The sequence below is a fragment of the Mariniflexile sp. HMF6888 genome, from assembly GCF_044335535.1.
GTDB lineage: Bacteria > Bacteroidota > Bacteroidia > Flavobacteriales > Flavobacteriaceae > Mariniflexile.
On the sequence record NZ_JBIQVZ010000001.1, the window covers coordinates 752365 to 777366 of the forward strand.

19 protein-coding genes, 2 tRNA genes and 1 pseudogene are annotated in these 25002 nt (G+C 33.9%); 9 read left to right on the forward strand and 13 right to left on the reverse strand.

All coding sequences use genetic code 11. The features are described 5' to 3' along the window. Positions 1–108 precede the first annotated feature (108 nt). The 4 genes from ACGLWY_RS03520 to mutS all read right to left on the reverse strand — a co-directional run bounded on the left by ACGLWY_RS03520 (position 109) and on the right by mutS (position 6052). Entirely contained in the window at positions 109–2856 is a 2748-nt protein-coding gene (locus ACGLWY_RS03520; RefSeq protein WP_396618282.1) for a substrate-binding domain-containing protein, read from the reverse strand. A gap of 309 nt (positions 2857–3165) precedes the next feature. Then, positions 3166–3249, reverse strand: a tRNA-Leu gene (locus ACGLWY_RS03525). Between the two features lie 55 nt (positions 3250–3304). After that, positions 3305–3376, reverse strand: a tRNA-Gly gene (locus ACGLWY_RS03530). A 96-nt stretch (positions 3377–3472) separates the two neighbouring features. After that, positions 3473–6052, reverse strand: a complete 2580-nt coding sequence (gene mutS, locus ACGLWY_RS03535; protein ID WP_396618626.1) for a DNA mismatch repair protein MutS — start codon at positions 6050–6052, stop codon at positions 3473–3475. A gap of 180 nt (positions 6053–6232) precedes the next feature. Here mutS and ACGLWY_RS03540 point away from each other — a divergent pair, with 180 nt between their 5' ends. Further along, complete coding sequence (locus tag ACGLWY_RS03540) at positions 6233–6763, forward strand: RNA methyltransferase (protein WP_396618283.1); 531 nt, start codon at positions 6233–6235, stop codon at positions 6761–6763. Positions 6764–6828: 65 nt separating this feature from the next. Here the strand turns inward: ACGLWY_RS03540 and ACGLWY_RS03545 are convergent, their stop codons facing one another. Together ACGLWY_RS03545 and ACGLWY_RS03550 are read right to left on the reverse strand one after the other, a co-directional pair. Then, complete coding sequence (locus ACGLWY_RS03545; RefSeq protein WP_396618284.1) at positions 6829–8130, reverse strand: hypothetical protein; 1302 nt, start codon at positions 8128–8130, stop codon at positions 6829–6831. 50 nt (positions 8131–8180) lie between these two features. Beyond that, on the reverse strand, positions 8181–9056 hold the full coding sequence (locus ACGLWY_RS03550) for a hypothetical protein (protein WP_396618285.1): 876 nt from the start codon (positions 9054–9056) through the stop codon (positions 8181–8183). Positions 9057–9366: 310 nt separating this feature from the next. On the opposite strand from ACGLWY_RS03550, the pseudogene ACGLWY_RS03555 reads away from it, so the two are divergent. From ACGLWY_RS03555 to ACGLWY_RS03565, 3 genes and pseudogenes are all read left to right on the forward strand, one after another. After that, a pseudogene (locus tag ACGLWY_RS03555) lies at positions 9367–9478 on the forward strand (TrmH family RNA methyltransferase); the annotation flags it as partial. A 198-nt stretch (positions 9479–9676) separates the two neighbouring features. Next, positions 9677–10183, forward strand: a complete 507-nt coding sequence (locus tag ACGLWY_RS03560) for an OsmC family protein (RefSeq protein ID WP_396618286.1) — start codon at positions 9677–9679, stop codon at positions 10181–10183. 175 nt (positions 10184–10358) lie between these two features. Further along, entirely contained in the window at positions 10359–10814 is a 456-nt protein-coding gene (locus ACGLWY_RS03565; protein ID WP_396618287.1) for a VOC family protein, read from the forward strand. Positions 10815–10967: 153 nt separating this feature from the next. Here the strand turns inward: ACGLWY_RS03565 and folK are convergent, their stop codons facing one another. After that, positions 10968–12095 carry a 2-amino-4-hydroxy-6-hydroxymethyldihydropteridine diphosphokinase gene (gene folK / locus ACGLWY_RS03570; RefSeq protein WP_396618288.1) on the reverse strand — a complete coding sequence of 376 codons (1128 nt, stop codon included), beginning with the start codon at positions 12093–12095 and terminating at the stop codon, positions 10968–10970. A 72-nt stretch (positions 12096–12167) separates the two neighbouring features. Between folK and ACGLWY_RS03575 the strand changes: the two genes are divergently transcribed. From ACGLWY_RS03575 to rpsU, 4 genes are all read left to right on the forward strand, one after another. Continuing rightward, positions 12168–12872 (forward strand): queuosine precursor transporter, encoded by a 705-nt coding sequence (locus ACGLWY_RS03575; protein ID WP_396618289.1) that lies wholly within the window; start codon positions 12168–12170, stop codon positions 12870–12872. A gap of 81 nt (positions 12873–12953) precedes the next feature. After that, positions 12954–15632, forward strand: a complete 2679-nt coding sequence (locus ACGLWY_RS03580) for an AsmA-like C-terminal region-containing protein (protein WP_396618290.1) — start codon at positions 12954–12956, stop codon at positions 15630–15632. A 392-nt stretch (positions 15633–16024) separates the two neighbouring features. Further along, the gene (locus ACGLWY_RS03585) at positions 16025–16888 is read left to right on the forward strand and encodes an RNA polymerase sigma factor RpoD/SigA (protein WP_396618291.1); all 864 of its coding nucleotides are present in this window, start codon (positions 16025–16027) and stop codon (positions 16886–16888) included. A 30-nt stretch (positions 16889–16918) separates the two neighbouring features. Further along, positions 16919–17113 carry a 30S ribosomal protein S21 gene (gene rpsU, locus ACGLWY_RS03590; RefSeq protein WP_117174857.1) on the forward strand — a complete coding sequence of 65 codons (195 nt, stop codon included), beginning with the start codon at positions 16919–16921 and terminating at the stop codon, positions 17111–17113. A gap of 159 nt (positions 17114–17272) precedes the next feature. Here rpsU and ACGLWY_RS03595 read toward each other — a convergent pair whose 3' ends face one another. Further along, a complete protein-coding gene (locus ACGLWY_RS03595; protein WP_396618292.1) occupies positions 17273–18064 on the reverse strand; it encodes a DUF2797 domain-containing protein in 792 nt (263 codons plus the stop codon). Positions 18065–18224: 160 nt separating this feature from the next. Between ACGLWY_RS03595 and ACGLWY_RS03600 the strand changes: the two genes are divergently transcribed. Continuing rightward, positions 18225–19739: a GH3 auxin-responsive promoter family protein gene (locus ACGLWY_RS03600; protein ID WP_396618293.1), complete on the forward strand. Its 1515-nt coding sequence runs from the start codon at positions 18225–18227 to the stop codon at positions 19737–19739. Positions 19740–20093: 354 nt separating this feature from the next. Here the strand turns inward: ACGLWY_RS03600 and clpX are convergent, their stop codons facing one another. From clpX to ACGLWY_RS03625, 5 genes are all read right to left on the reverse strand, one after another. Beyond that, positions 20094–21326, reverse strand: a complete 1233-nt coding sequence (gene clpX / locus ACGLWY_RS03605; protein ID WP_396618294.1) for an ATP-dependent Clp protease ATP-binding subunit ClpX — start codon at positions 21324–21326, stop codon at positions 20094–20096. A gap of 73 nt (positions 21327–21399) precedes the next feature. After that, complete coding sequence (gene clpP, locus ACGLWY_RS03610) at positions 21400–22074, reverse strand: ATP-dependent Clp endopeptidase proteolytic subunit ClpP (protein WP_396618295.1); 675 nt, start codon at positions 22072–22074, stop codon at positions 21400–21402. 178 nt (positions 22075–22252) lie between these two features. Further along, positions 22253–23581 (reverse strand): trigger factor, encoded by a 1329-nt coding sequence (gene tig / locus ACGLWY_RS03615; RefSeq protein WP_396618296.1) that lies wholly within the window; start codon positions 23579–23581, stop codon positions 22253–22255. 133 nt (positions 23582–23714) lie between these two features. Next, complete coding sequence (locus tag ACGLWY_RS03620) at positions 23715–24074, reverse strand: phage holin family protein (RefSeq protein WP_396618297.1); 360 nt, start codon at positions 24072–24074, stop codon at positions 23715–23717. Between the two features lie 121 nt (positions 24075–24195). Then, a complete protein-coding gene (locus ACGLWY_RS03625; protein WP_396618298.1) occupies positions 24196–24960 on the reverse strand; it encodes an alpha/beta fold hydrolase in 765 nt (254 codons plus the stop codon). Positions 24961–25002: the final 42 nt, after the last annotated feature.

Consider the following 25002-nt stretch of genomic DNA (forward strand, 5'->3'; position numbering starts at 1 on the left):
AAATTGCTTAACTAAGCAAAAAATTAGGCATGAAAAAGATTATTTAGTAAAAAAGACAGCTAAAATTTACGAAAACATCAATCAAAAAAGATGCTTTTAGGTGTAAATTTACTCCTCTCTAAAAGCTTTAGGCGATTTATTGAATTTCCCTTTAAAACTGGTAGAAAAATAATTTGGTGATGAAAAGCCAGTAGCATAAGCTATTTCAGAAATTGTTAAATGCGAATCCTGCAACAAGATTTTAGCTTTATCAAGTCGGGTGTTTTGAATATAATCACTAACGTTTACATCCATAATTGCCTTCATTTTTCTATAAAGTTGAATTCTGGAGATATTAAGCTGACTGGCTAAATTTTCAACAGAAAATTTAGAGTTATCAAGATTATCATTAATTATTTCATTCACATTCGAAATAAACTCTTGTTCCAGAGATCCAAAATTGTTAGTAGCATCTATATTATGAACATTATTAATAAAATAATAGCGTAGTTTTTCTCTATTATAGATAAGGGTTTTTATTGATTGTGATAAAATGGCGAAACTAAATGGTTTCGTTAAGAATATATCTGCCCCTGATTCCAAGCCCTTAATATAACTTTCTTTATTGTTTAAAGCAGTTAAAATAATTATGGGAATGTGGGAAGTTCTTAAGTCCTTCTTTAAAGTGTTACATATTTCGAAACCTGTTTTATTAGGGAGGCTTATATCACAAATAATGATATCCGGAATAAGTTCTAATGCCCTTTCTATACCATCACTACCGTCTGATACATGCACACTATATTCTGAAGCTAGTTTACCTTTTAAATAGTTCACCAAATCGAGATTGTCTTCAATCATCAAAACAGAATAATGCTCATCATCATTTAGAACTAATGGTTTGTAAAACGTATCGTCTTCATACTCCAAACTAGTATGTAAAATGGTGCCATCAATAATATCTGGTTCATATATTATCTCATCCGAATTTAAATGAACCTTATCCTTGTACAGTGTAATTATAAATTCCGTACCATATTTTGAATAAACTTCAATGCTTCCTTTGTGCATTTCAATAAATTCCTTAGTGAGATGCAACCCGATTCCTGAACTTGCTTTATTGTTATTTGATCCTTGAAAAAAAGCTTGAAAAACATTATCTATCTCTTTTTTCGGGATGCCGATTCCTGAATCCTTAAAATGGATTTTTACAAAATTGCTTTCTGCTTCATCTACAATATCTATTGAAATGGCTCCATTGTTTGGAGTAAACTTAAAAGCGTTTGATAGCAAATTAAAATATACTTTATCCATTAAATTTCTATCTAAAAAAAGCGATAGGTCTTCGTTATTGGTCGTAATGGTAAAATTGATATTCCTTTTTTGTGCTTCTCGTTCAAAATCCTTAAATATTAAAACAGAAAACTGGTATAAATTAGTTTTTGACGCTTTCAAGATAAACTTACGATCTTCAACTTTTCTAAAATCAAGTAGCTGATTAATTAACCGTAATAACCGTTTAGAGTTGTTATAAATCAACCCCACTTCATTCAATAATTTATTATCTCGTATGACTTTGTTTTCCGTTAACGATTCGATTGATGATAGAATAAGCGTTATGGGTGTTTTAAACTCATGTGACAAGCCTGTAAAAAAATTAACCTTGGCTTCGTTACTAACTTTAACTTCTTCGGCTATTTTTTTAATTTGATTTCGTTGAATAGTAATTTTTTTATTTCGTAATTCAAGTTCACGCTTTTTCTTTCTAACTTTATTACTGGTATAAATACTATAGACTACTAAAACGACACTAATAATTAATAATACCAAAAGCAACTGTAATGTGTTTTTTTGCGTCGTATATCTCTCTTCCTGTTTCTTTAGCTTGATTTGTTGAGAATCAATATCTTGTTGTTGTTGGTATATTTTATCAAATTGTTTACTCATAATATCGGCGTTACGAGAATCTATTACCGTTGTGCTTAATCCATTGTTTTTAGCAACACGTTCGCCATTCAATATTTTTAATGCTAACCGAATGGCTTCATCACCTCCAGTTGGATATAATATGGTCGCCATTAATTTGCCTTCTTTAACCAATTGCACACCTCCATTTGGGCCATTTAAGCCATCAACACCAATAATTTTAATCTGATTTTGAAGTCTTTTCTCTTTAACAATTTCCCAAGCGCCTAAAGCCATTCTATCATTATGAACAAATATATAATCGACGTTTTTTATACCATTCAATACGTCTCGCAAGCTGTCTTTTATGGAATAACTTTCCCAATTTCCTTCAATGGCTTTAACAACTTCCAAATTTTTAGTTGAATTGATCACATCATTAAAGCCTAGGCTACGTTCTAAAGCAGGTGAAGAACCTGACAACCCTTTAATTTCGATTATTTTTTTGGGCTCCGTAGATAAAGAGGCTAAATAATTGGCCGCATTGGTGCCAACTTCATAATTATCACCTCCTAAATAGGCTGTGTAATTTTCACCGTCCGTTTTTCTATCAACTATTAAAACAGGAATACCACTTTTGAATGCTTTTTCAACAATGGGTGTAATGGGTTTGGATTTTATTGGAGAAACTATTAATAGATCAACTTTTTCAGAGATCAGTTGCTCTATATCTTCAATCTGGTTGCCTATATCATCTTCACTATCAAGAATCTTAAGCGTTATTTCAGGATAAAATCCTACTTGGATTTCCATGGCTTGGTTCATAGACCTCCGCCATTCATCATTAATTCCTGTTTGGGAAAATCCTATAGTGTATTTTTTTGTTTCAGAAACATTTGAGCATCCAAAAACAAAAAATAAGTTTATTATAACAATACACTTAAAGATATCTATAATATTAACCTTTATCATTTCTTATATTATTGGACAATTTTCGAAGTTATAATTTTTTTAAATACATAGCGGATTTTACCTAGAATATTTATGATCCAGATTTCGTTAATGGCATATTTATAAGCGTTTTGGCAGAATGACCATTGGAGTTTTTTATTTGATAAACACAAACAAAATGACTTCGCTCGATATCCCTATAAGATTTTAATTTAAAAAAACAGAGCTTGATTTAATTGTGGAATTAATGTGCTGTGTAGATTATCACTCTCAAAAAGAGCATGTAACATAATAAAAAAAGCCTCTACAAGAAATCTTGTAAAGGCTTTGTACTGAGGACGGGACTTGAACCCGTACAGCCTAATGGCCATTGGATTTTAAGTCCAACGTGTCTACCAATTCCACCACCTCAGCATACTTTCGATGGCGCTAAGCACATCTACTTGGTATATTTTTAAGAAAGTTTCAGAGCGAAAGACGGGATTTGAACCCGCGACCCTCACCTTGGCAAGGTGATGCTCTACCCCTGAGCTACTTTCGCAATTTTTTAAGAACGTGCAATATCGCTATTGCGGATGCAAATTTAAAATATTTCTTCTAAAACCAAAGCCTTTTATTAAAATAAATAAAATTATTTTTAAGCTCGTTTTTTCTTTACCAGCATACGTTTAATTTCGTTCAGCTTCATTAAAGCTTCAACAGGCGTAAGTGTATCAATATCAATATGCAAGATCTCATCTTTTATGTTTTCAAGCAGCGGATCGTCTAAGTTAAAAAAGCTTAGCTGCATGTCATCAGTGAGTGTTTTCACCTTATCGGTAAGTTCTTCACTGGAATGTGATTTCTCTAATTTCTTCAAAATAGCATAGGCACGATGCAGAACTTGCTGTGGCATGCCTGCCATTTTTGCGACATGGATACCAAAACTATGCGCACTGCCACCTTCAACCAATTTTCTAATAAAAAGCACATTATCTTTCAGTTCTTTTACCGAAACATTATAGTTTTTAATACGGCCAAACGTTTCGGTCATTTCATTAAGTTCGTGGTAATGGGTCGCAAACAATGTTTTTGGTTTTGCCGGATGCTCGTGCAAATACTCGCTTATGGCCCACGCAATGGAAATACCATCATAGGTACTGGTGCCACGGCCAATTTCATCAAGCAGCACCAAACTTCTATCGGAAATATTATTCAAAATAGAAGCGGTTTCATTCATTTCCACCATAAAAGTCGATTCGCCCATCGAAATATTATCACTGGCTCCTACTCTAGTGAAAATTTTATCAACCAAACCTATTCTAGCTTCTCTTGCCGGTACAAAACTTCCCATTTGAGCCAACAACACAATAAGAGCGGTTTGACGTAATATAGCCGATTTACCAGACATATTTGGCCCCGTAATCATGATGATTTGCTGATGGGTTCTATCTAAAAATACATCATTGGCTATATACGCTTCGCCAATAGGTAATTGTTTCTCTATGACGGGATGGCGTCCGTCTTTTATCTCTAAATCGTGCGATTCATCAATAACAGGATACACATAATTATTATCTGTCGCCAACTGGGCAAACCCACACAAGCAATCTAGCTGCCCAATTAAATAGGCATTTTGTTGCACTGGTTTTATGTATTGGTTCATCCAAGTAACCAATTCTGCAAACAACTGCTGCTCTATCGCCAATATTTTATCTTCGGCGCCTAGAATTTTAGTTTCGTATTCTTTAAGTTCTTCGGTAATATAACGTTCTGCACTAACCAGTGTTTGCTTTCGTATCCAGCTTTCAGGCACTTTATCTTTATGCGTATTGCGCACTTCAATATAATAACCAAATACATTATTGGAATCTATTTTTAAAGAGGTGATGCCCGTGCGTTCGCTTTCCCGTTGTAGCATCTTATCTAGATACTCTTTTCCGGATTTTGACAAGCCTCTTAATTCATCCAATTCTGAAGAAAACCCCGCTGCAATGGTATGTCCTTTTAACACATTAACAGGTGCATCCTCATTAAGCATTTCTTTAATTTTCGCCCTTAGCTCATCACAACCTTGAAGCGTATCGCCAATCCTTTTTAAGGATTCATTATCACAATGGCTCGCCAAAGACTTTATGGGCACAATAGCTTCCAACGAATTTTTAAGCTGAATAACCTCACGTGGATTTACTTTAGCCGTCGCTACTTTAGAAATCAACCGTTCCAAATCACCAATATGCTTGATATGGTTTTGGACTTTTTGAAGCGTGCTATTTTCTTTCGTTAAAAAATGAACCACTTCGTGACGCTGCTTTATTTTATCGATACTTTTTAGAGGCAATGCCAACCAACGTTTTAGTAAGCGCCCACCCATAGGAGATATGGTTCTATCGATAATATTTAATAGCGTTACCGCATTGTTATTGGTAGAATTATAAAGTTCTAAATTCCTAATGGTGAATTTATCCATCCACACATAAGCTTCTTCAGAAATTCTAGATATTGAGGTTATATGCTGAAGTTTATTATGCTGCGTTTCCCCTAAATAATGAAGAATGGAGCCCGATGCAATAATGCCCTCGTACAAATCTTCAATACCAAAGCCTTTAAGCGTTTTTGTATTGAAATGTTTTATAAGCGTTTCATAAGCATAATCGGTTTGATACACCCAATCTTCCATATAGAACGTATGGAAATCTTTTCCAAAGGTATCGTTAAAAAGCGTTCGTTTTTGTTTGGAAACCAACACCTCACTCGGGTTGAAATTCTGCAGTAACTTATCAATATATTCGGCATTCCCTTGCGACGTCAAAAACTCGCCTGTAGAAATATCCAAAAATGAAATACCTATGTGTTTTTTATCAAAATAAACCGAACATAAAAAGTTATTGGATTTTGACACCAACACCTCATCATTAAACGCTACCCCAGGTGTCACCAATTCGGTAACCCCACGTTTTACAATGGTTTTTGTTTGTTTCGGGTCTTCCAATTGGTCGCAAATAGCAACACGCGCACCCGCTTTAACCAGTTTTGGCAAATAGGTGTTTATAGAGTGGTGCGGAAAACCTGCCAACTCAATTTCACTCTCGCTACCAGCACCGCGCTTGGTTAAAATAATGCCCAAAATACCAGCTGCCTTCACAGCGTCTTCCCCAAAGGTTTCGTAAAAATCGCCCACACGAAACAACAGTAAAGCATCCGGGTACTTTGCTTTAATAGCATTGTATTGTTTCATTAACGGGGTTTCTTTTTTTGCCAAGGTCAAGTGATTTTTTAGTGTTATTTTTGCTAAAAATGCAAGAATGCTAATGTAGCATTATTTTGATTTTTTTTGAAATTGAAATAATAGAAGTTATTTACAATTATTAACAATCTATTGATTTTGGAATAGGTACGAATACGAATATCCTTTTTTATGCGAAAACTTAAAAACAGCGAATTAGACCGATTGAGTGTCAACGACTTTAAGCAGGTCGAAAAAACACCACTTATCATCATTCTCGATAATATAAGAAGTTTGAACAATATTGGCTCGGTATTCCGTACCAGCGATGCGTTTTTAATTGAAAAGATTTATTTGTGTGGCATCACCGCTACACCACCGCATAAAGACATTCATAAAACCGCCTTGGGAAGTACCGAAACCGTTGCTTGGGAGTATGTTGAAAACACAAAAGCATTGGTGGACAAGTTAAAAGCTGAAGGCATAAAAATCTGTTCCATCGAACAGGCAGAAAACGCCACTATGTTAAACGACTTCACACCCAATCCACACACAACTTATGCCTTGGTTTTTGGCAATGAAGTAAAAGGCGTTGCCCAAGAGGTGGTGAGTGCTAGTGATTTGGTGATTGAAATTCCGCAATACGGCACCAAACATTCATTAAATATTTCGGTAAGTTGCGGGGTCGTTATTTGGGATTTGTTTTCTAAGCTGAATAAATAATCTCGCGAGATTTCAGTTTTGATTACACATTGAAAAATTACAACAAATTGATTATTAGCTGTTTTTCAACCTTTATTCATGGCTAATATTTTGTTTATGCTTAATCTGTAATCTGGTTTTTTACTTGAGTTTAAATCAATGAACAATTCTGAATGATTAGTTTTAGAATAGACGTTGAAAAAATAAGAGTTTCCATACCAATTTTCTAAATCTTCATTATCTTCTTTAAATTTTGAAGAGATATTTTCATTACAATTGTTAAAATATACATTTTTAAAATCTATCCTAGCCAAACTAGCAGCATTAATTTTTATATTTTCATCAAGTAGTACTGCTTTATTAAAACCAGATATTACACTTCTGTTGATACTAAAATCTGTATTTTCACCGATGTATATAGATTCCTCTATTAAACCCACTTTAATATCATAATCTAAGTTTTCAGTATCTGTTAAAAGTGTCATGTTTTCTGCTACTACTGTTGTTCCTTTTCTAGCAAGAGCAACTTCACTAGCATTATCATAAGAGACCACGTCAATACATCTAGATTCACTTGATGATATATAAGGGGAGCGAACAGCCAATGAGTTGTATATATTACAAGCTGCCCCATAATTAAAATTATAATCATTCCCTTTAGCTTTATATGAAACCATTTGGTCCATATCAACTTCTCCACCAATAACGTTAAAGGAATTGCCAGCCGAATAGCTTACCATGACATTATTTATTGTTGTTTTCGCACCTACTCCTGCTAATAATAAAGCATTGGAAATATCCGATTTTTTCAATTTCCCTCCTGCATATTCTATTCTCACATACGATATAAATCCAGAATTGTCTTTTAGTTTTTCTCCACCAAAATTAGTGTTTATAGAGTCTGAAGTTTTAAGATCTGTATAAAAAGAAGCTACAGAATTTTTTCCGAATTTATTAGTATGACCATCTCCAAGTATAATTACGCCTCCCCAGTCTCCAGCTCTTTTGGTGGTTTTATTTGAAGTGAAAACGATAGGATCGGTTACAGTCCCTTCGGCAATTATAGCAGCACCTACAGTAATAGTAAGTGTTGCTTTAGATTCGTAATCTCCCTTAATTACTGTTCCTGGCTCTATACTAAGAATGGCGTTATTTGTAACAAAAACATTCCCTAATAACAAATAAGTATATTTTTTATACAGTATAGTATCTTCTGTTATATTGCCAGATAATATATGGGTGTTTTCTCCATAATCGACTCTATTCGGCATAAATTCTGTCCAGATATTTAGCCAGTTATTGGTTCCTATTATACCTCTTTCTTGTTGGGCGCTAACACTTCCTGAAACAACTACTAGCAACCATAATATTTTAGTAAAATTTTTCATGATAGTATATTTATTATTTAAACAAACTTTATTAAACCGAATTGAACCTTTTAACTTTTTACAGAAAAATTGTTTAAAAAACTATTATCAACTAAGTACATTTCTTTAGTTCGTTTATTTTGAATTAGCATTTTTTCTTTATTGGAGTATAATTCTTCACTAGTTATACCTAAATTTAAAACAGCTTTTTTTGATACTAATTGATTTTTTAAAAACCCATCAGTTGGCATGCTTAACACATAATAGCTATTTACAACCACAAAATTTCCTGCTAAATCCTCTGGGGGCACTATGCTATTCTGTAACATATAACCGTTTTCACCCTTTGGATCTTTAGCCTGTTTTTTCTTTGTATTAGATATTTTCTCTCTTAAAGCAATAGTAGAGATATACGTAGGTGTCTCTGGAACTTTGATTTTATTATCTAATTTCAATAAGATCTTATCTAAATGAACTTTCAAATCCTCAAAATTTAAAGTTAAAAGCAAAAATCCAGCCTTCATTTTTTTATTTATTTCGTTGTCTGAATAAAAAAGGTCTGTAATGTTATGCTTTGAAGCTAGAATTTGTGCTTCTTTTAATAGTATTACTTTATTTCCAAAAGGTTTACTTGAGTTATTAAAAGCTATGACTTTATTTTTAATAGTCGATATATCATTAATTCTAGCAAGAGCCTTGTAGTAATTTGCCTTTTTAGAAATACTATCGGCTATTATCTTTTCTAACTCACTTTTTAATTTAATGTATTCAGGATTTATTGATTCCTCTATTTCAGCGTAAGAAACGCTATAGATTTCCGAAGCAGATTGTCCTTTAATTGTTTGTTTTCTAGTATTAAGCCTGTTAAATTCAAAATCCTTTTCTTGAGAATGTGTATTATACACTGCTAAGAATGCAAGAATTGGCAATAAGAATGTAGTCTTCATAATTAATAAATTAGGTTCAATAAAGTAAATGAGGGTTATCAAATGTAAATACCAACCTATTATACACTCAAAAAAATTCGATTAAGTACAGTTTTAATAGTTTTAATAGCTCATAATCACATATTTAGACATTATAAATCGACTAAATAATATGAATTCACATATTCTAGGAAGAACTAAAACGATACCATAATATTTAATTAATGGTGGTAAACTATCAAACCAAACAACTGTACACTTTAACAGCAAAAACCTACACTTTCTTGTTGACAATAAATTAATAGGAGCTATTTAAATTGGTTTAGCAATAAGTGATGTGATGGTTGAAATCCCTCAATGGCACCAAGCATTCGTTAAACATTTCGGTAAGTGCCGGAGTGGTTATTTGGGATGTATTTCCGAAGTTGAAAACAACCAAATAGTAGTCCTGATTATTAACATTTAAATCACCTAAAACAAAAAAATTATTTTTAAATTTATTGTTACTGATTTCCACTTGTTCCACCTTAAAAACCAAGAAATATCAGATGTTGAAAAAATTTTACAGATAAAAAAAATACTAAAAACGAGTGTTGTAGCGTCAAGTAAAATAGCGCATCCACCTCATAAACATATTGAAAATGAATTCAGAACAGCTAAAAAATATTCAAGCACCAATTAAAGAAAAGTATCGTGAACAGCCCGATGCCGCAATCATCACTTTGGAAGCTCACGGGAAAATTGGCAAAGGCATTTCGTGCAAAGTGGAAACGGGAAAAGCCATAGTTGAAGCGGGGCTTCACAAAGCAACAGGCGGTACTGGAATGTTAGCTTGTTCGGGCGATTTACTTTTAGAAGCATTGGTTGCTTGTGCTGGGGTTACACTCACTGCCGTTGCGACAGCCATTGAAGTTGATATAAAGAATGGAACAGTAAAAGCCGAAGGTGATTTAGATTTTCGTGGGACTTTAGGTGTTTCAAAAGAAGTTCCTGTGGGCTTCAAAAACATTCGCCTTTCTTTTATTCTTGAAACAAATGCAACCGAAGAACAAATGCAATCACTTACTAAACTTACAGAAAGGTATTGTGTCGTTTATCAAACATTGGCAAAGGGCGTTCAGGTTGAAACATCATTTAATAAACTTTGAATATCACCAACATAAAGCACGACAAACCCCGCAGTAAATGGTATAACGTTGTAAAATATATGTCAGCTTGATTCTAAATGTAAAAAACGATAATTCATCCAAATCTTTATGCGCTACTTAATTGATAAAGCTTTATATCGTAATCATAATTTTTTATTCATAAAAAGATAAAACTATGACAAAGACTAATTTACCCACAATGCACAATGTAGGCATCGTTGTAGAATCCCTCGATGACGCCATCTCTTTTTTTACCGAGCTAGGTTTGAAGCTCGAAGGGCGCGCCATGGTTGAAGGCGCATGGGCTGGTCGTGTTACGGGACTCGGCACTCAGAACGTAGAGATCGCTATGATGGTTACACCGGATGGCCATAGCCGACTCGAGATTTCGCGATTTCTCACCCCACCTACCATCTCAGATCACCGCATGGCACCTGTGAACGCTCTCGGCTATCTACGTGTTATGTTTACCGTAGACGATCTTGATGAGGCGCTCTCAAGACTTAACAAGCATGGTGCTCAACTCGTTGGCGAAATAGTTCAATATGAAAACGTGTATCGGTTATGCTATATCCGCGGAATCGAAGGCATCCTTATCGGACTAGCGGAAGAACTCGGCAATAATTCTTGAAAAATAATCTTATTCGAAGGGATAAATTTAGCTTATAGTTTTGCTAGTTTTTTAAGCTTTAAATATTTAAATTCCCTGTTCCCGCTAAGCTCCGCTTAGTGGCGGTACACATCAAAAGACCTCCACTTCTAGCTTGGCACTTTTAACTCATTTTCACCCACAAACCTCTCCCAAAACCCACAAATAATCACTTCTATTTTCAATAAAATCCCTATCGGAAATATCAATGATTTTGACATTAAAGTCGGTTTGGCTTTTTAAAAACTCTAAATAACCCGTATTTATTTTTTCAAGATAATCGTTGGTAATCTGTTGTTCATAATCACGCCCGCGTTTTTTAATGTTCTCTTGCAATTGTGCGGTATTTTGATATAAATACACATACAAATCGGGTTTACGCAAGTCTTTGTACATTAAGTAAAAAAGTTTGCGGTAGAGCTTAAACTCATCTTCTTGCAAGGTTATTTTAGAAAATATTAGCGATTTAAACACATCGTAATCGCTTACAATAAAATCCTTAAACAAATCGAGCTGCGATAAATCGTCGCTAATTTGTTGGTAACGGTCTGCCAAAAAACTCATTTCCAAAGGAAAGGCGTACCGCTGTGTATCGCTATAAAATTTGGGTAAAAATGGGTTGTCGGCAAAGCGTTCCAAAATAAGTTTGGCATTAAAATCGTGTGCAATTTTGGTCGCCAAACTGGTTTTTCCTGCACCTATATTGCCTTCAATGGCTATGAAATTATACTTTGAAAAAGAGTAGTCTTTACTGGGGTTTTTCAACCAAATATTAATGGGTTCCAAAACGCTATCATCCTCGCATTCAGCTAATAAAACAGCAACGTCTTTATGCAATATGGGGTGTTTTACTTTAGCTGCCACATCGTGTAACGGCAACAATACAAACTTACGCTTTTGCATTTCGGGGTGTGGTACTTGCAGTGTTTTTGTGTTTACAACAGCATCTTCAACCAAAATAATATCTAAATCTATAGTTCGGGCTTCGTATTTATTTAATTGGGTTCTTATACGCCCCAAACTGATTTCAATACCCAACAGTTCCTGAAGCAGGGTTTCGGGTTCTAAATGACTTTCCAAAACCAAACAGGCATTAAAAAAATCGTCACTTTCAAAACCAAATGCCGACGATTTATAAACTTTTGAAATGCGGATAATATTCCCGATTTTGACATGAATTAAATCAATGGCATCTTGAAGGTTTTTAAATTTATCCCCTTTATTACTGCCCAATGCTATGTAAAACGTTGTTGGTTGTATCATAAGTAACGGCAAAATAAGTAAAACAAATTTTATTCCTTTATATTTACAAGACCTATTTATTCACAATTATAAATGACTTCAAAAGACAAACTTGCTGCCCAACAAATATACATGCTTTTAGGTGCACTTTTTATAACATCGTTGGTAGTTTCAAATCTTATATTTCAAAAATTTTTCTATTGGCACCCTTTAGATATGGAGGTTTTTGGAACCAAACTGTTTATTGTTTCGGTGGGTATTTTGCCTTACCCCATTACGTTCTTAATAACCGATTTAATTAGCGAAATTTACGGAAAAAAACGTGCCAACCAAGTCGTGGTGACTGGTATTTTTGCCTCGCTGTTTTCTGTTTTAATTGTTTATGTTGCCGATATAGTCCCTGCGGTTTCAAATTCACCTGTTGACAATTCGGTGTTTAATAATGTTTTTGGACGCACCATTTTAGCTGTTGGAGCGAGTATGACTGCCTACCTCTTTGCACAGTTTGTAGACATTCAAATCTATCATTTCTGGAAACGGGCAACCAAAGGGAAACACTTATGGCTACGTAATAATTTTTCAACCTTTTTATCGCAATTTGTGGATACTTTTTCGGTCGTTCTCTTACTATGCTTTTTTGAGGTGCTCCCTTGGCATATGTTTAAAGGCTTGCTAATTAGTGGGTTTTTATTTAAAGTATTAATTGCTATTTGTGATACTCCTTTTTTGTATTTGGGTGTGTTTTTATTCAAAAAACGTTTCAAACTTAAAGCGTATGAAGAGATCCAACTTCTTTAAAAAAATATAAATGGTTGTTAAATTTTCGGTTTTCGCTAAGCTTTTGGTTACTTTTGTTCGTATATTTCATAAAATCTCCCAATGAAAAAAGCTCTAAAAATCACCGGAATTTCCCTACTTATCATTATAGCACTTTTAATTGCTAGCCCATTTATATTTCAATCGCAAATAAAAGACATGGTGAAGCGTTTTATTAACGAAAACCTAAATGCCAAAGTAGAATTTAGCGACATCAGCTTAAGTTTTATAAAAAGTTTTCCGCAAGCGCACGTCAGTGTAGACGATTTGGCTATTACCAATTTCGAACCTTTTAAAGGTGATACGCTGGTTAGTGCAAAAAAAATAGCGTTTACCATGTCTATCAAAGAGCTGTTTAAAAAAGCCGACGAATCCATTATTGTAAAATCCATAAATGCAGACACTGTTTTGTTGAATTTAAAAACCAACGCATCGGGTGCTGCCAATTACGATATTACCAAAGAAAAAGAAAATGCATCTACCGAAAGCAGCAGTTTTGCTTTCGATATTCAAGACTATCAAATTAAAAACAGCACGATCAATTATTTAAGCGTCAATGACGAATCTAAAATAGCGTTAAGTATTTCCGAACTTAACCATGAAGGTAAAGGAACGTTTTCTTCTGAAAAATCGGAGTTAGACACCAAAAGTGAAGCCAAAATAAGCTTTACTATGGATAGTACGAATTACCTAAACAACAACCCAATAAAACTGGACGCCTTAATTGGATTGGATTTAGAAAACAGCAAATACACCTTTAAAGAAAACAAAGGGTTTATCAATAAATTACCTATTGAGTTTCACGGGTTTGTGCAATTACTTGAAGCAGGACAAGATGTTGACATTACCTTTGAAAACCCCGAATCGTCCTTTAAAAACTTTTTGGCGGTCATCCCTGAAGCGTATTCCAAAAACATAGAAACTGTTGAAACTACAGGTGATTTCAAAATTAAAGGCATCATAAAAGGCTTGGTAACCGATGAAACCATTCCAACATTAGATATTAGCATTAAATCGAACAACGCCTCATTTAAATATCCTGACTTGCCAAAACGTGTTGAAAATATTATTATTGATACCGAAATTAAAAACACCACAGGCAAAACCGAAGATACCTATGTTGCTATAAAAACCCTAAATTTTAAAATAGACCAGGATGTTTTTAAATCGTCTGCTACCATAAAAAACATTACGGGCAATATGCTTGTTGATGCCAATATAGATGGCGTTATAAACTTAGGAAACATTGCAAAAGTATATCCGGTAGATTTTAAAATGGATTTAAGCGGTATTTTAAAAGCTAAGCTAAACACAGCTTTTGATATGGATGCCATTGAAAAAAATGCTTACGAACGTATAAAAAACAGTGGAAGCATGAGCTTAAGCAATTTTAAATACGCCTCGGAAGATTTTAAAAATCCGCTTCAAATTTCGGATGCTACCATGACGTTCAACCCAGAAACGGTTTCATTAAACACTTTTAAAGCACAAACTGGCAAAACCGATTTAAACGCCACAGGAACCATTAAAAATCTGTTAGGGTTTATGCTTAGCAACAAAACCTTACAGGGCAATTTTAATTTGAATTCCAACACCTTTGCGGTAAACGATTTTATGAGTGATGACGTACCAACCTCAACAGAAAGCGATAAAAAACCAGCAAGTAAAACAGAGTCTATAAAAATCCCAGCGTTTTTGGACTGTACTATAAACGCCCAAGCCAACACCGTTATTTACGATAATTTACAGCTTAAAAATGCAAAAGGCGCTTTAATTATTAAAGACGAACAAGTACAATTACAAAATTTCACTACCAATTTATTTGATGGTCAACTAGCTTTATCGGGATTTGTTTCAACAAAAACCGATACGCCAACTTTTAATATGGATTTGGGCATTAATAGTTTTGATATTGCTAAATCGTTTCAAGGTATGGAGCTGTTTCAAAAATTAGCGCCGTTAATGAAAGTCATACAAGGTAAATTAAACACGACACTTAATTTAAAAGGTAATTTAACCGACGATTTTACGCCAAACTTAAGCAGCTTATCGGGTGATGCTTTAGCCGAAATACTATCGTCAACCATCAATCCTTCCAATGCCGAAGTTTTAAATAAATTAGGGAGTTCTTTAAATTTCATCGATTTCAAAAAGCTAAATTTAAATGACTTAAAAACAAGGTTTGACTTTAACAATGGTAAAGTAAGCGTTAAACCATTTAAAGTATCTTATGAAGATATTGAAATTGAAATCGCTGGTTCGCATAGTTTTGATAAAACCATGGCTTATAATGCAGTATTTAATGTACCTGCAAAATATTTAGGCAGTGAGGTTACTAGTCTTATTGCTAAAATTGACGATGCTTCAGCAAAAAATATTACTGTTCCAATTACAGCAACTATTGGGGGCTCTTATACAAACCCTACCGTAAAAACCGATTTAACAAGTGGCGTTTCCAACTTAACCAAACAGTTGGTTGAAATCCAAAAACAAAAACTGCTTAACCAAGGCAAAGACAAAGTAAGCGGCATGCTTGGTGATTTGATAGCGGGTAATAAAACAAAAAAAGACTCAGCTACTACAAGCCAAAATAACGCCGTTAAAGAGGTGCTTGGCGGTATTGTTGGAGGTGACAAAACAACCACCACCGATTCTACCAAAACCAACACAACCAAAGACGCCGTTAAAAATGTTTTGGGCGGCTTATTAAACAAGAAAAAACAAAAAGACACGGTTAAGTAGTCATATCTTTTCTTTTTTGGGCATTCTATTAATAAAATACCGTAATTATTGAACTCGTTTAAACTTTTTTGATTGAAGTGAAAATTTAACCCTACGCTAGCTGGCTCGTTCGCTAAAATAACCCACTGGGTTATTTTTTTACGCTCTGTCCTTTGTTCGGTTGAAGGCTTTTTTGAGTTAGGGCCGAGCGTAAAGAAAAGGTTTAGTAAACCTTTTTAGAGAAGGAGCCAGCTTGTCGCGTTGGAAAAGCTATGGAAGGAAGAAAAGGCAAAAAGAGAACGCAAAAGGACAATTTTTTAGCCAATTGTGAAAAGTTTAAACAAGTTCATTAGGTTATCTCAATAAAAAAGTTAAGTTGTGGGTTATAAATAGTCTATAACTTAAAAATAATAATGAGGCAATTAAAAATCACGAAACAAGTTACCAACCGAGAATCAAAGTCGCTTGACAAATACCTTCAGGACATTAGCAAAATACAATTAATAACTGCTGAAGAAGAGGTAGAATTAGCACAACGCATACGACAAGGCGATCAAAAGGCTTTAGATAAACTCACCACTGCTAACTTACGTTTTGTAGTTTCAGTATCAAAACAGTATCAAAACCAAGGTTTAACATTGCCCGATTTAATAAACGAAGGTAATGCTGGTTTGGTTAAGGCTGCAAAACGTTTTGACGAAACCCGAGGTTTTAAATTTATATCGTATGCTGTTTGGTGGATTCGACAAGCCATTCTTCAGGCGTTGGCTGAACAATCTCGAATAGTTAGGTTGCCCTTAAACAAAATTGGGTCTATTAATAAAATAAACAAAGCCTATTCTTTTTTAGAACAAACACATGAACGACCACCAAGTGTCGAAGAAATTGCATCTAACCTTGAACTAACAATTAACGATGTAAAGCAATCTATGAAAATTTCGGGCAGGCATGTGTCTATGGATGCCCCTTTAAAAGATGGTGAAACTTCAACACTTTATGATGTTGTAAATTTTCAAGAATCGCCCAGACCTGATTCTAATTTGATGAAGGATTCTTTAACCACCGAAATTAATCGCGCCCTAAACATGCTTTCTGACAAAGAAGCCGAAGTGATTCGGAATTTCTACGGCATTAGTGACAGACAACCCATGAGCCTTGAAGAAATAGGTGTAGCTTTTGGATTAACACGCGAACGCGTTAGGCAAATAAAGGAAAAAGGCATTCGTCGATTAAGACATACATCAAAAAGCAAAGTATTAAAAACGTATTTAGGATAATCCTAAAACACAAACAATTAAAAACTATACATGTTAAAAATTATTATCAAAGATGGCGAAAATATAGAACGTGCCTTAAAACGTTATAAAAGAAAACACCGTAATATTAAAGTCATGCAAAATTTAAGAGAGGCGCAGTTTTTTACAAAACCATCTGTTAAAAGAAGACGCCAAGTACAAAAAGCATCATACATTCAAAACTTAAGAGATCAAGAGGATATTTAGACGTTAGACGTTAGACGTTAGACGTTAGACGTTAGACGTTAGACGTTAGACGTTAGACGTTAGACGTTAGACGTTAGAAAGAAAAAAAATCCCATTGACCACAAAAAGTGTTGATGGGATTTTTTTGTGTTATTCTTGAACAATATATAAATCAACCATTTACAAACTAATAGCAACCACCAAACCTTCATTCGCACGTACATTAAAAACGGTATCGTCTTCAAAAATAAGGTACTGCCCTTTTATACCCGTGAGTTTTCCTGTATAAGCTTGTGCTTTAATTAGGTTTAAACTATTTGGCTTTTTTGGATATTTCTCAACAGGAAACTCCATATTGGTTTCGGTATTGGTTTCTATAAAATAATCTTTTGCTTCATCTGGAATGTATGGTTTCAAACGCTCACGCCATACTACCAAATCTTCATCTACTATATCATTTTTTAACATGGTACGCCAATTGGTTTTGTCACTCACATGGTCTTTTAAAGCGACCTCAGTAATGCCTGCTAAATAGCGGTTTGGCACTTCAACAATTTCTATAGCTTCATGCGCCCCTTGGTCTATCCAACGTGTTGGTACTTGGCTTTTTCTGGTTACGCCCACTTTGACGTTACTGGAATTTGCCAAATACACAATATGCGGTTGCAGCTGTACTTTCTTTTCGTATTCTAAATCACGATCTTCTTTATCTAAATGTGCCGTACTGAGTTCTGGACGCATAATCCAATCGGCTGCTTGAGGTATTTCAAAAAAACAACTTTTACAAAACCCTTGGCGGTAAATTGGTTTATCCAATCCGCAGTTTAGACATTGGTATTTAACAAATTGCATGGTAATGGTTTTTCCCAATAATTGATTCATGTTTAAAAAATCGTTTTCAAATACCAAATAGTATGAAATAGGACTTGAAAACTCTGTTTCCATTTTTGTTAAAACACCTTGATAGGTCATCTGTTTAAAATTTTAATTGTTAAAATGCAATAAAAAATTCACCATATTAAGTAATTCGTTCCAAAATTATAAGCATTTAAACACTAAATGTAAATGTTAAATTTTGAAACTCATTTCATAAAAAAAAGTATTATTTTTAAGGAATAAATATAAAACAAATATGCCAATCACTATAGTAAATTCCATTGCTTCTTGGTTCTTAAAAAAGCGGTTCCATCAAATTGAATTGTTCTTAAAATACCCCAACGAAGTTCAAAACGAATTACTGTTACAGCTTTTAGACATCGCTAAAGACACAGAAATTGGTAAAGAATACGATTTTGCTTCTATAAAAAACTATAGAATGTTTGCCGAGCGCATCCCTATAAAAAATTATGATGGTTGGCAAGATGTAATAGAGCGTGCTATGAAAGGGGAAACCAACCTGTTTTGGCCAACACCCATAAAATGGTTTGCAAAATCTAGTGGTACCACACGTGCCAAAAGTAAATTTATTCCCGTAAGCGAAGATTCTCTTGAAGATTGCCATTATGCCGCCAGCAAAGATTTATTGTGCATGTACCTTAACAACAACGAAGAATCGCAATTATTTATAGGCAAAAGTTTACGCTTAGGCGGAAGCAAGCAGTTATATAAAGAAAACGGCACCGTGTTTGGCGATTTATCGGCTATTTTAATTGACAATATGCCCTTTTGGGCAGAATTTAGTAGCACACCCAGCAATAAAGTATCTTTAATGTGCGATTGGGAACACAAAATGCAAGCCATTGTAAATGAAACCATGAACGAAAACGTAACGAGTCTTGCGGGTGTACCATCATGGATGCTTGTACTACTTAATAACGTTTTAGAAACCACAGGAAAACAAAACCTGCATGATGTTTGGCCAAATTTGGAAGTCTACTTTCATGGTGGAGTAAGCTTTACACCATACAAAGACCAGTACAAAAAAATATTGCCTAAAAAAGATTTTAAATATTATGAGATCTATAATGCTTCCGAAGGCTTTTTTGCAATTCAAGATCAAAACAATTCTAACGAATTATTATTAATGTTAGATTATGGCATTTTCTACGAATTCATCCCTATGGATATTTATGCCACCGACGCTGAAAAAGCCATTCCTTTAAGCGAGGTAAAATTGAATCAAAATTATGCCGTTATTATTACCACCAATGCTGGTTTATGGCGCTACAAAATTGGAGATACTGTTAAGTTCACTTCGTTAAGTCCCTACAGAATTAAGGTTTCTGGTAGAACTAAGCATTTTATAAATGTTTTTGGCGAAGAACTTATTATAGAAAATGCCGAAGAAGCCCTAAAAAAAGTATGTAAAAAAACAAAATCCGAAATTGTAGAATACACCGCTGCTCCTATTTTTATGGAAGGCAAAGAAAAAGGCGCTCATGAATGGCTGATTGAATTTAAAACACCTCCTAAAGATATTCATTACTTTAATGAATTGTTGGACAATGCCCTAAAAGCCCTAAACTCCGATTACGAAGCCAAACGTTACAACAACATCACACTTAATAAACCTAAAATTAATATAGCACGTAAAAATTTGTTTTACGATTGGTTAAAACAGAACAATAAATTAGGCGGGCAACATAAAGTCCCTAGACTTTCTAATACACGCTTGTATTTAGACGACTTAATAAAATTAAACTCTTAATAGGTCATTTTGCATGCTTTTCTGTAGTCATTCCAAAGCTTAAATGGTATTAGTTGATTGTACAAGCAATTATACTAATGATAACCTACAGACCAAAAGACATGTTGGGTTTACTGTCTTAAATTAACAATATCGATTAAATGCATGTCAAAAAGTACTTTAAACGAGTATTTCGTCTTATCATCTAAAAGCTACAAAGAAAGCATTGTGAGAAATTAAAATAAATATACTTTTAACAAAGTTTTTAAAAACCATATGAAAATCCCCATAATGTCCTTTATTAATTAACATCCATAAAAAAATAAAAAACCACGCTAATTAGCGTGGTTTTTTTTATAATTATGCGTTGTCTTTTTATGAAACGGCCTTTAGTTTCTTTAAAGTGGTTTTGACCAATTTATCTTCAACATACGTTTTAGTTACATTCAACTTTTTATCGTTGCTACTAGGTAATTCAAACATAGCATCAGTTAGGATTTCTTCACAAAGCGAACGCAATCCTCTAGCTCCTAATTTATATTCAATAGCTTTATCTACTATATAATCTAAAGCACCATCGGTAATGGTAAAATCAACATCATCCATTGAGAACAATTTTTGATACTGTTTTATAATGGCATTTTTTGGTTCGGTAAGTATAGCCCTAAGAGTTTCGGCATCTAAAGGATCCATATAAGTCAGCACTGGTAATCTGCCAATAATTTCAGGAATTAAACCAAAATCTTTTAAATCTTTTGGGATGATATACTGAAGTAAATTATTTTGATCGACTACATTATCTGAAATAGATGCACTGTAACCTACGGCTTGCATATTTAATCGCTTTGAAATATGACGCTCAATACCATCAAAAGCACCACCAGCAATGAATAAAATATTTTCGGTATTCACTTCAATGAATTTTTGATCCGGGTGCTTACGTCCTCCTTTTGGTGGTACATTTACAACGGTACCTTCTAAAAGTTTTAAAAGTGCTTGTTGCACACCTTCGCCAGACACATCTCTGGTAATGGATGGATTATCACTTTTACGAGCAATCTTATCAATTTCATCAATAAAAACAATGCCTTTTTCTGCCTTTTCCAGATTATAATCGGCTGCTTGCAATAAACGCGTTAAAATGCTTTCTACGTCTTCACCTACATAACCAGCTTCGGTTAAAACGGTTGCATCAACAATTGCCAAAGGCACATTAAGCATTCTTGCTATTGTTTTTGCTACTAAGGTTTTACCTGTACCTGTTTGTCCAACCATAATGATATTACTTTTCTGAATATCAATATCATCTTTTGTTACCGGTTGCAATAAACGTTTATAATGATTGTATACAGCTACCGACATGACTTTTTTGGTCATGCTTTGCCCTATAATATATTCGTCTAAAAATGCTTTAATTTGTTGTGGTTTGCGTAGTTTTAATTCTGTCGATAAATCACCACTGTCACTTTGCTTAGATTCTTCTAGCACAATACCGTGCGCTTGCTCAATACATCTGTCGCATATATGAGCATCTAAGCCTGCTATTAATAAATTTGTTTCGGGTTTTTTACGACCACAAAACGAACATTCCAATTCTTCTTTTGCCATTAATCCTTATGTTTTCAGGAAAAAATCATTATAAATCCCTCTATAACAATTCTTTAAAATTACAAATTTTTATTTAATTACGAGCTAAAATTTCATCAATCATACCATATTCCTTAGCCTTATCGGATTTCATCCAATAATCTCTATCACTGTCAGCATACACTTTGTCGTAATCTTGTCCAGTATGCTTACTAATAATTTTATAAAGTTCTTCTTTTAAAATAAGTATTTCTCTTGCCGTAATTTCAATATCACTTGCTTGACCTTGAGCACCGCCTAACGGCTGATGAATCATAACACGGGAATGCGTTAAACCACTACGTTTTCCTTTAGTACCAGCACATAATAATACAGCGCCCATAGAGGCTGCCATACCTGTACAAATAGTAGCTACATCTGGTTTTATAAACTGCATAGTATCGTAAATACCTAAACCTGCATACACACCTCCACCTGGTGAATTAATATAGATTTGAATATCTTTTGATGAATCGGTACTTTCTAAAAATAATAGTTGCGCCTGAATAATATTTGCTACTTGGTCATTAATGGCTGTTCCCATAAAAATGATACGATCCATCATTAAACGAGAAAACACATCGAAAATGGCGATGTTCATTTGACGCTCTTCAATAATATTGGGTGTTAAGCTTGTTGGATACATACTACTGATAATTTTGTTGTAATATGTACTGCTTATGCCTTGATCTTTTATCGCGAATTTTTCAAATTCTTTTGCGTAATCCATAGTTGTTTCTTGTTGTTATTTTAGGTTAAATCCTTAATTATCAATTGAGTGATCTATAAATAAAAATTAAAAACTAATTTTCAATCTTTATAATGCTAAACGTACTCAACAAATTAGGCGCTATAACTTGTTAATTATAGCGCCTAAATATAATGAATTATTCTTTAAAGGCACCTTATTATTTATGTCCGTAAACTTCTTTAACAAAGTTTTCGTAACTTAATTCTTTTACTTTAAGATTCACTTTTTCTTTGTAAAGAGCCAATAATTTTTGACTGATTAACTGCTCTGAAATACGACGCGCTTCGTCTTGGTTTGATAAAATACGTGCAGCAATATCATCCAATTCTTTATCGGAAGGGTTCATTTGTCCAAATTGTGCCATTTGTGCTTTTATCATTTCTCTTGAATGATTTTTAATATCATCCATAGTTACCTGAATGTTGTTATCTGTAATTAATTTTCCTTCAATCAATTGGTAGCGTAAGCTTTTTTCAGATTTTTCATATTCTTCTTTAGCTTGATCTCTATCTAATGGCTGCTCACCAGCAGTTTGCATCCATTTTTGTAAAAAATCTGCAGGCAAATCGAATTTTGTATTTTCAACCAAATATTCGGTAACATCGTTTAAAAGTTTTTGGTCGGCCTGTTGTGCAAATTGTTTTTCGGCATCTTCTTTAATTTTATCTTTTAATTCAGTAACCGATGTTACAGCATCTTTACCAAATAGTTTATCAAACAACTCTTGGTCTAAATCGGCAAGTTCACGAGTATTAATTTCAGCAATTGTAAAACTTACTTCAATATCTAAACCATGTACATCGTCATGCCCTAATTTTAAAGCGTGCATTAATTCATGGTCATCGTCATAAAGACCTTTGGTTTGTAATGTAATGACATCACCAACTTTAGCACCAATGAATTGTTTCTCGGTTGCTTTTCCTTTAAATTTATCTAATGTTAAAGTCACTTTATTTTCAATATCGCGCTCTTCATTTTTAAATGTGCCAGTAATTTCGCTATTTTTTTCTACTGCCGTTTGAGAAATTAATTTCCCGTATTGCTTTTGAATACGCTCTATTTGCTCGTTAATCATTTTATCATCGGCAATAATATGGTATTGCGTAATAGCATCTTTGGCTTTTAAATCAACTTCAAACTCTGGTGCTAAACCTAATTCAAATTCAAATGAAAGCGTATCGGCATCCCAATTTATAGTATCTTGTGGTTTAGGCAATGGTTGTCCTAAAACATCCAACTTTTCTTCAGTAAGATATTTGTTTAATGCATCTTGCAATAACTTATTTACTTCATCAACCAACACTGCTTTTCCGTATTGTTTTTTAACCATTCCCATTGGCACGTGCCCTTTTCTAAAACCAGGAATGTTAGCTGTTTTACGGTAATCTGTTAAGATTTTTTCCACTTTAGCGCTATAATCTTCTTTAGCGATATCTACTTTTACTACAGCATTTAATGCATCAACGTTTTCTCTTGTAATATTCATTTTAAATGATATGAAGCCTTCTAATAGGCATTTAACAAATACTATTAATTTTTTTAACCAAATTTATTTAATCAAAATCGGGTTGCAAAAATATAACATTTTTGCAACCCGACAAAGTTTTTAACCGCTTGATTTAAAGCGGTTTTTTATCTTCTTTTAAAAGCGAATGTAGAAAGGATTGAAGCAAGGAAAGTAGGATACTAAATAGTATAGCGGTCCAGATACCACTTACCGAAAACCCATCTATTAATTTATCGGCCAGCAAGATTATTAGGGCATTTATTATTAATAAAAACAGTCCTAAAGTAACAATGGTAATGGGCAAGGTTAAAATAACCAAAACAGGTTTTACCAATAGGTTAAGAACAGACAAAACTATGGCTACAATAATAGCACTAACAAAGGCATCGCCCGATAATGTGACCCCTGGCAAAAAATAGGCCAAAATAAATACGGCTAGTGCCGATAACAGAAGTTTTAGGATTAGATTCATAGGTATATGGTATTGTTTTTTAGTCCATATGGAATCGCCTTATTCTTATTGGTGTTTGCAACAAACTTGTTGTTGATGGCGATTTCATAAGTTATTATTTTCAATAAAAATACAAAATAAATTACTTAACAAACGCCATCACAGCATCAAAAAAGTCTTTTGGGTTTTCGGCATGCAACCAATGCCCTGCGTTAGAAATGGTAATGATTTTTGCTTTTGGAAAGTGATTTAAAATAATAGCTTCATCCTCAACACCTATATATTCCGAACGATCGCCACGCAAAAACAGAGTGTCTTTTTCAAAAGTTGCTTGAGATGGCAACGGCTCACCCACTTCGGCTACTTCTTCTTTTAAAACTTCCAAATTCATTCGCAACCCCAATTTTCCTTTTTCAACCCAGTATAGGTTTTTTAGTAAAAATTGACGCGTTCCTAAATCGGACACATAGCCACTTAAAACCTTATCGGCTTCACCTCTGCTTTTTAAAACATCAAAATTTAAAGCACTCAAGCCATTTAAAATACCATCGTGATGCACAGGGTAAAAACGTGGTGAAATATCGGCTACTATTAATTTTGAAACCAATTCAGGATATTTTGCAGCGAACAACATGGCTGTTTTTCCTCCCATGGAATGCCCTAATAATATAATATTTTCAAGTTGATGCTCATCACAGTAATGCTTTAAATCTTCAACTAAAACTTCATAGTTAAATTGATTGTCCTGAAAGCTATGTCCATGATTGCGTTGATCGACCAAATGCACCTGAAAATTTTGTTCACTAAATTGAATTCCGAGTGTTTTCCAATTATCACTCATTCCTAAAAACCCATGAAGGATAACAAATGGCTGGCCTTCGCCTACTATATTTGAATGTAAAAGCATTTTTTGATTTACGATTTACGATTTTTGATTTACGACTTCCGT

What these genes read in the sequence shown, in the direction of transcription:
- ACGLWY_RS03575 (WP_396618289.1), top strand. Translation starts at nt 12,168, where the DNA reads ATGACTTCAAAAGACAAACTTGCTGCCCAACAAATATACATGCTTTTA.
- ACGLWY_RS03545 (WP_396618284.1), bottom strand. Translation starts at nt 8,130, where the DNA reads ATGAAAAATTTTACTAAAATATTATGGTTGCTAGTAGTTGTTTCAGGA.
- ACGLWY_RS03595 (WP_396618292.1), bottom strand. Translation starts at nt 18,064, where the DNA reads ATGACCTATCAAGGTGTTTTAACAAAAATGGAAACAGAGTTTTCAAGT.
- ACGLWY_RS03540 (WP_396618283.1), top strand. Translation starts at nt 6,233, where the DNA reads ATGCGAAAACTTAAAAACAGCGAATTAGACCGATTGAGTGTCAACGAC.
- mutS (WP_396618626.1), bottom strand. Translation starts at nt 6,052, where the DNA reads ATGAAACAATACAATGCTATTAAAGCAAAGTACCCGGATGCTTTACTG.
- ACGLWY_RS03520 (WP_396618282.1), bottom strand. Translation starts at nt 2,856, where the DNA reads ATGATAAAGGTTAATATTATAGATATCTTTAAGTGTATTGTTATAATA.
- ACGLWY_RS03625 (WP_396618298.1), bottom strand. Translation starts at nt 24,960, where the DNA reads ATGCTTTTACATTCAAATATAGTAGGCGAAGGCCAGCCATTTGTTATC.
- ACGLWY_RS03620 (WP_396618297.1), bottom strand. Translation starts at nt 24,074, where the DNA reads ATGAATCTAATCCTAAAACTTCTGTTATCGGCACTAGCCGTATTTATT.
- clpP (WP_396618295.1), bottom strand. Translation starts at nt 22,074, where the DNA reads ATGGATTACGCAAAAGAATTTGAAAAATTCGCGATAAAAGATCAAGGC.
- ACGLWY_RS03550 (WP_396618285.1), bottom strand. Translation starts at nt 9,056, where the DNA reads ATGAAGACTACATTCTTATTGCCAATTCTTGCATTCTTAGCAGTGTAT.
- ACGLWY_RS03580 (WP_396618290.1), top strand. Translation starts at nt 12,954, where the DNA reads ATGAAAAAAGCTCTAAAAATCACCGGAATTTCCCTACTTATCATTATA.
- ACGLWY_RS03565 (WP_396618287.1), top strand. Translation starts at nt 10,359, where the DNA reads ATGACAAAGACTAATTTACCCACAATGCACAATGTAGGCATCGTTGTA.
- ACGLWY_RS03600 (WP_396618293.1), top strand. Translation starts at nt 18,225, where the DNA reads ATGCCAATCACTATAGTAAATTCCATTGCTTCTTGGTTCTTAAAAAAG.
- ACGLWY_RS03585 (WP_396618291.1), top strand. Translation starts at nt 16,025, where the DNA reads ATGAGGCAATTAAAAATCACGAAACAAGTTACCAACCGAGAATCAAAG.
- ACGLWY_RS03560 (WP_396618286.1), top strand. Translation starts at nt 9,677, where the DNA reads ATGAATTCAGAACAGCTAAAAAATATTCAAGCACCAATTAAAGAAAAG.
- rpsU (WP_117174857.1), top strand. Translation starts at nt 16,919, where the DNA reads ATGTTAAAAATTATTATCAAAGATGGCGAAAATATAGAACGTGCCTTA.
- tig (WP_396618296.1), bottom strand. Translation starts at nt 23,581, where the DNA reads ATGAATATTACAAGAGAAAACGTTGATGCATTAAATGCTGTAGTAAAA.
- folK (WP_396618288.1), bottom strand. Translation starts at nt 12,095, where the DNA reads ATGATACAACCAACAACGTTTTACATAGCATTGGGCAGTAATAAAGGG.
- clpX (WP_396618294.1), bottom strand. Translation starts at nt 21,326, where the DNA reads ATGGCAAAAGAAGAATTGGAATGTTCGTTTTGTGGTCGTAAAAAACCC.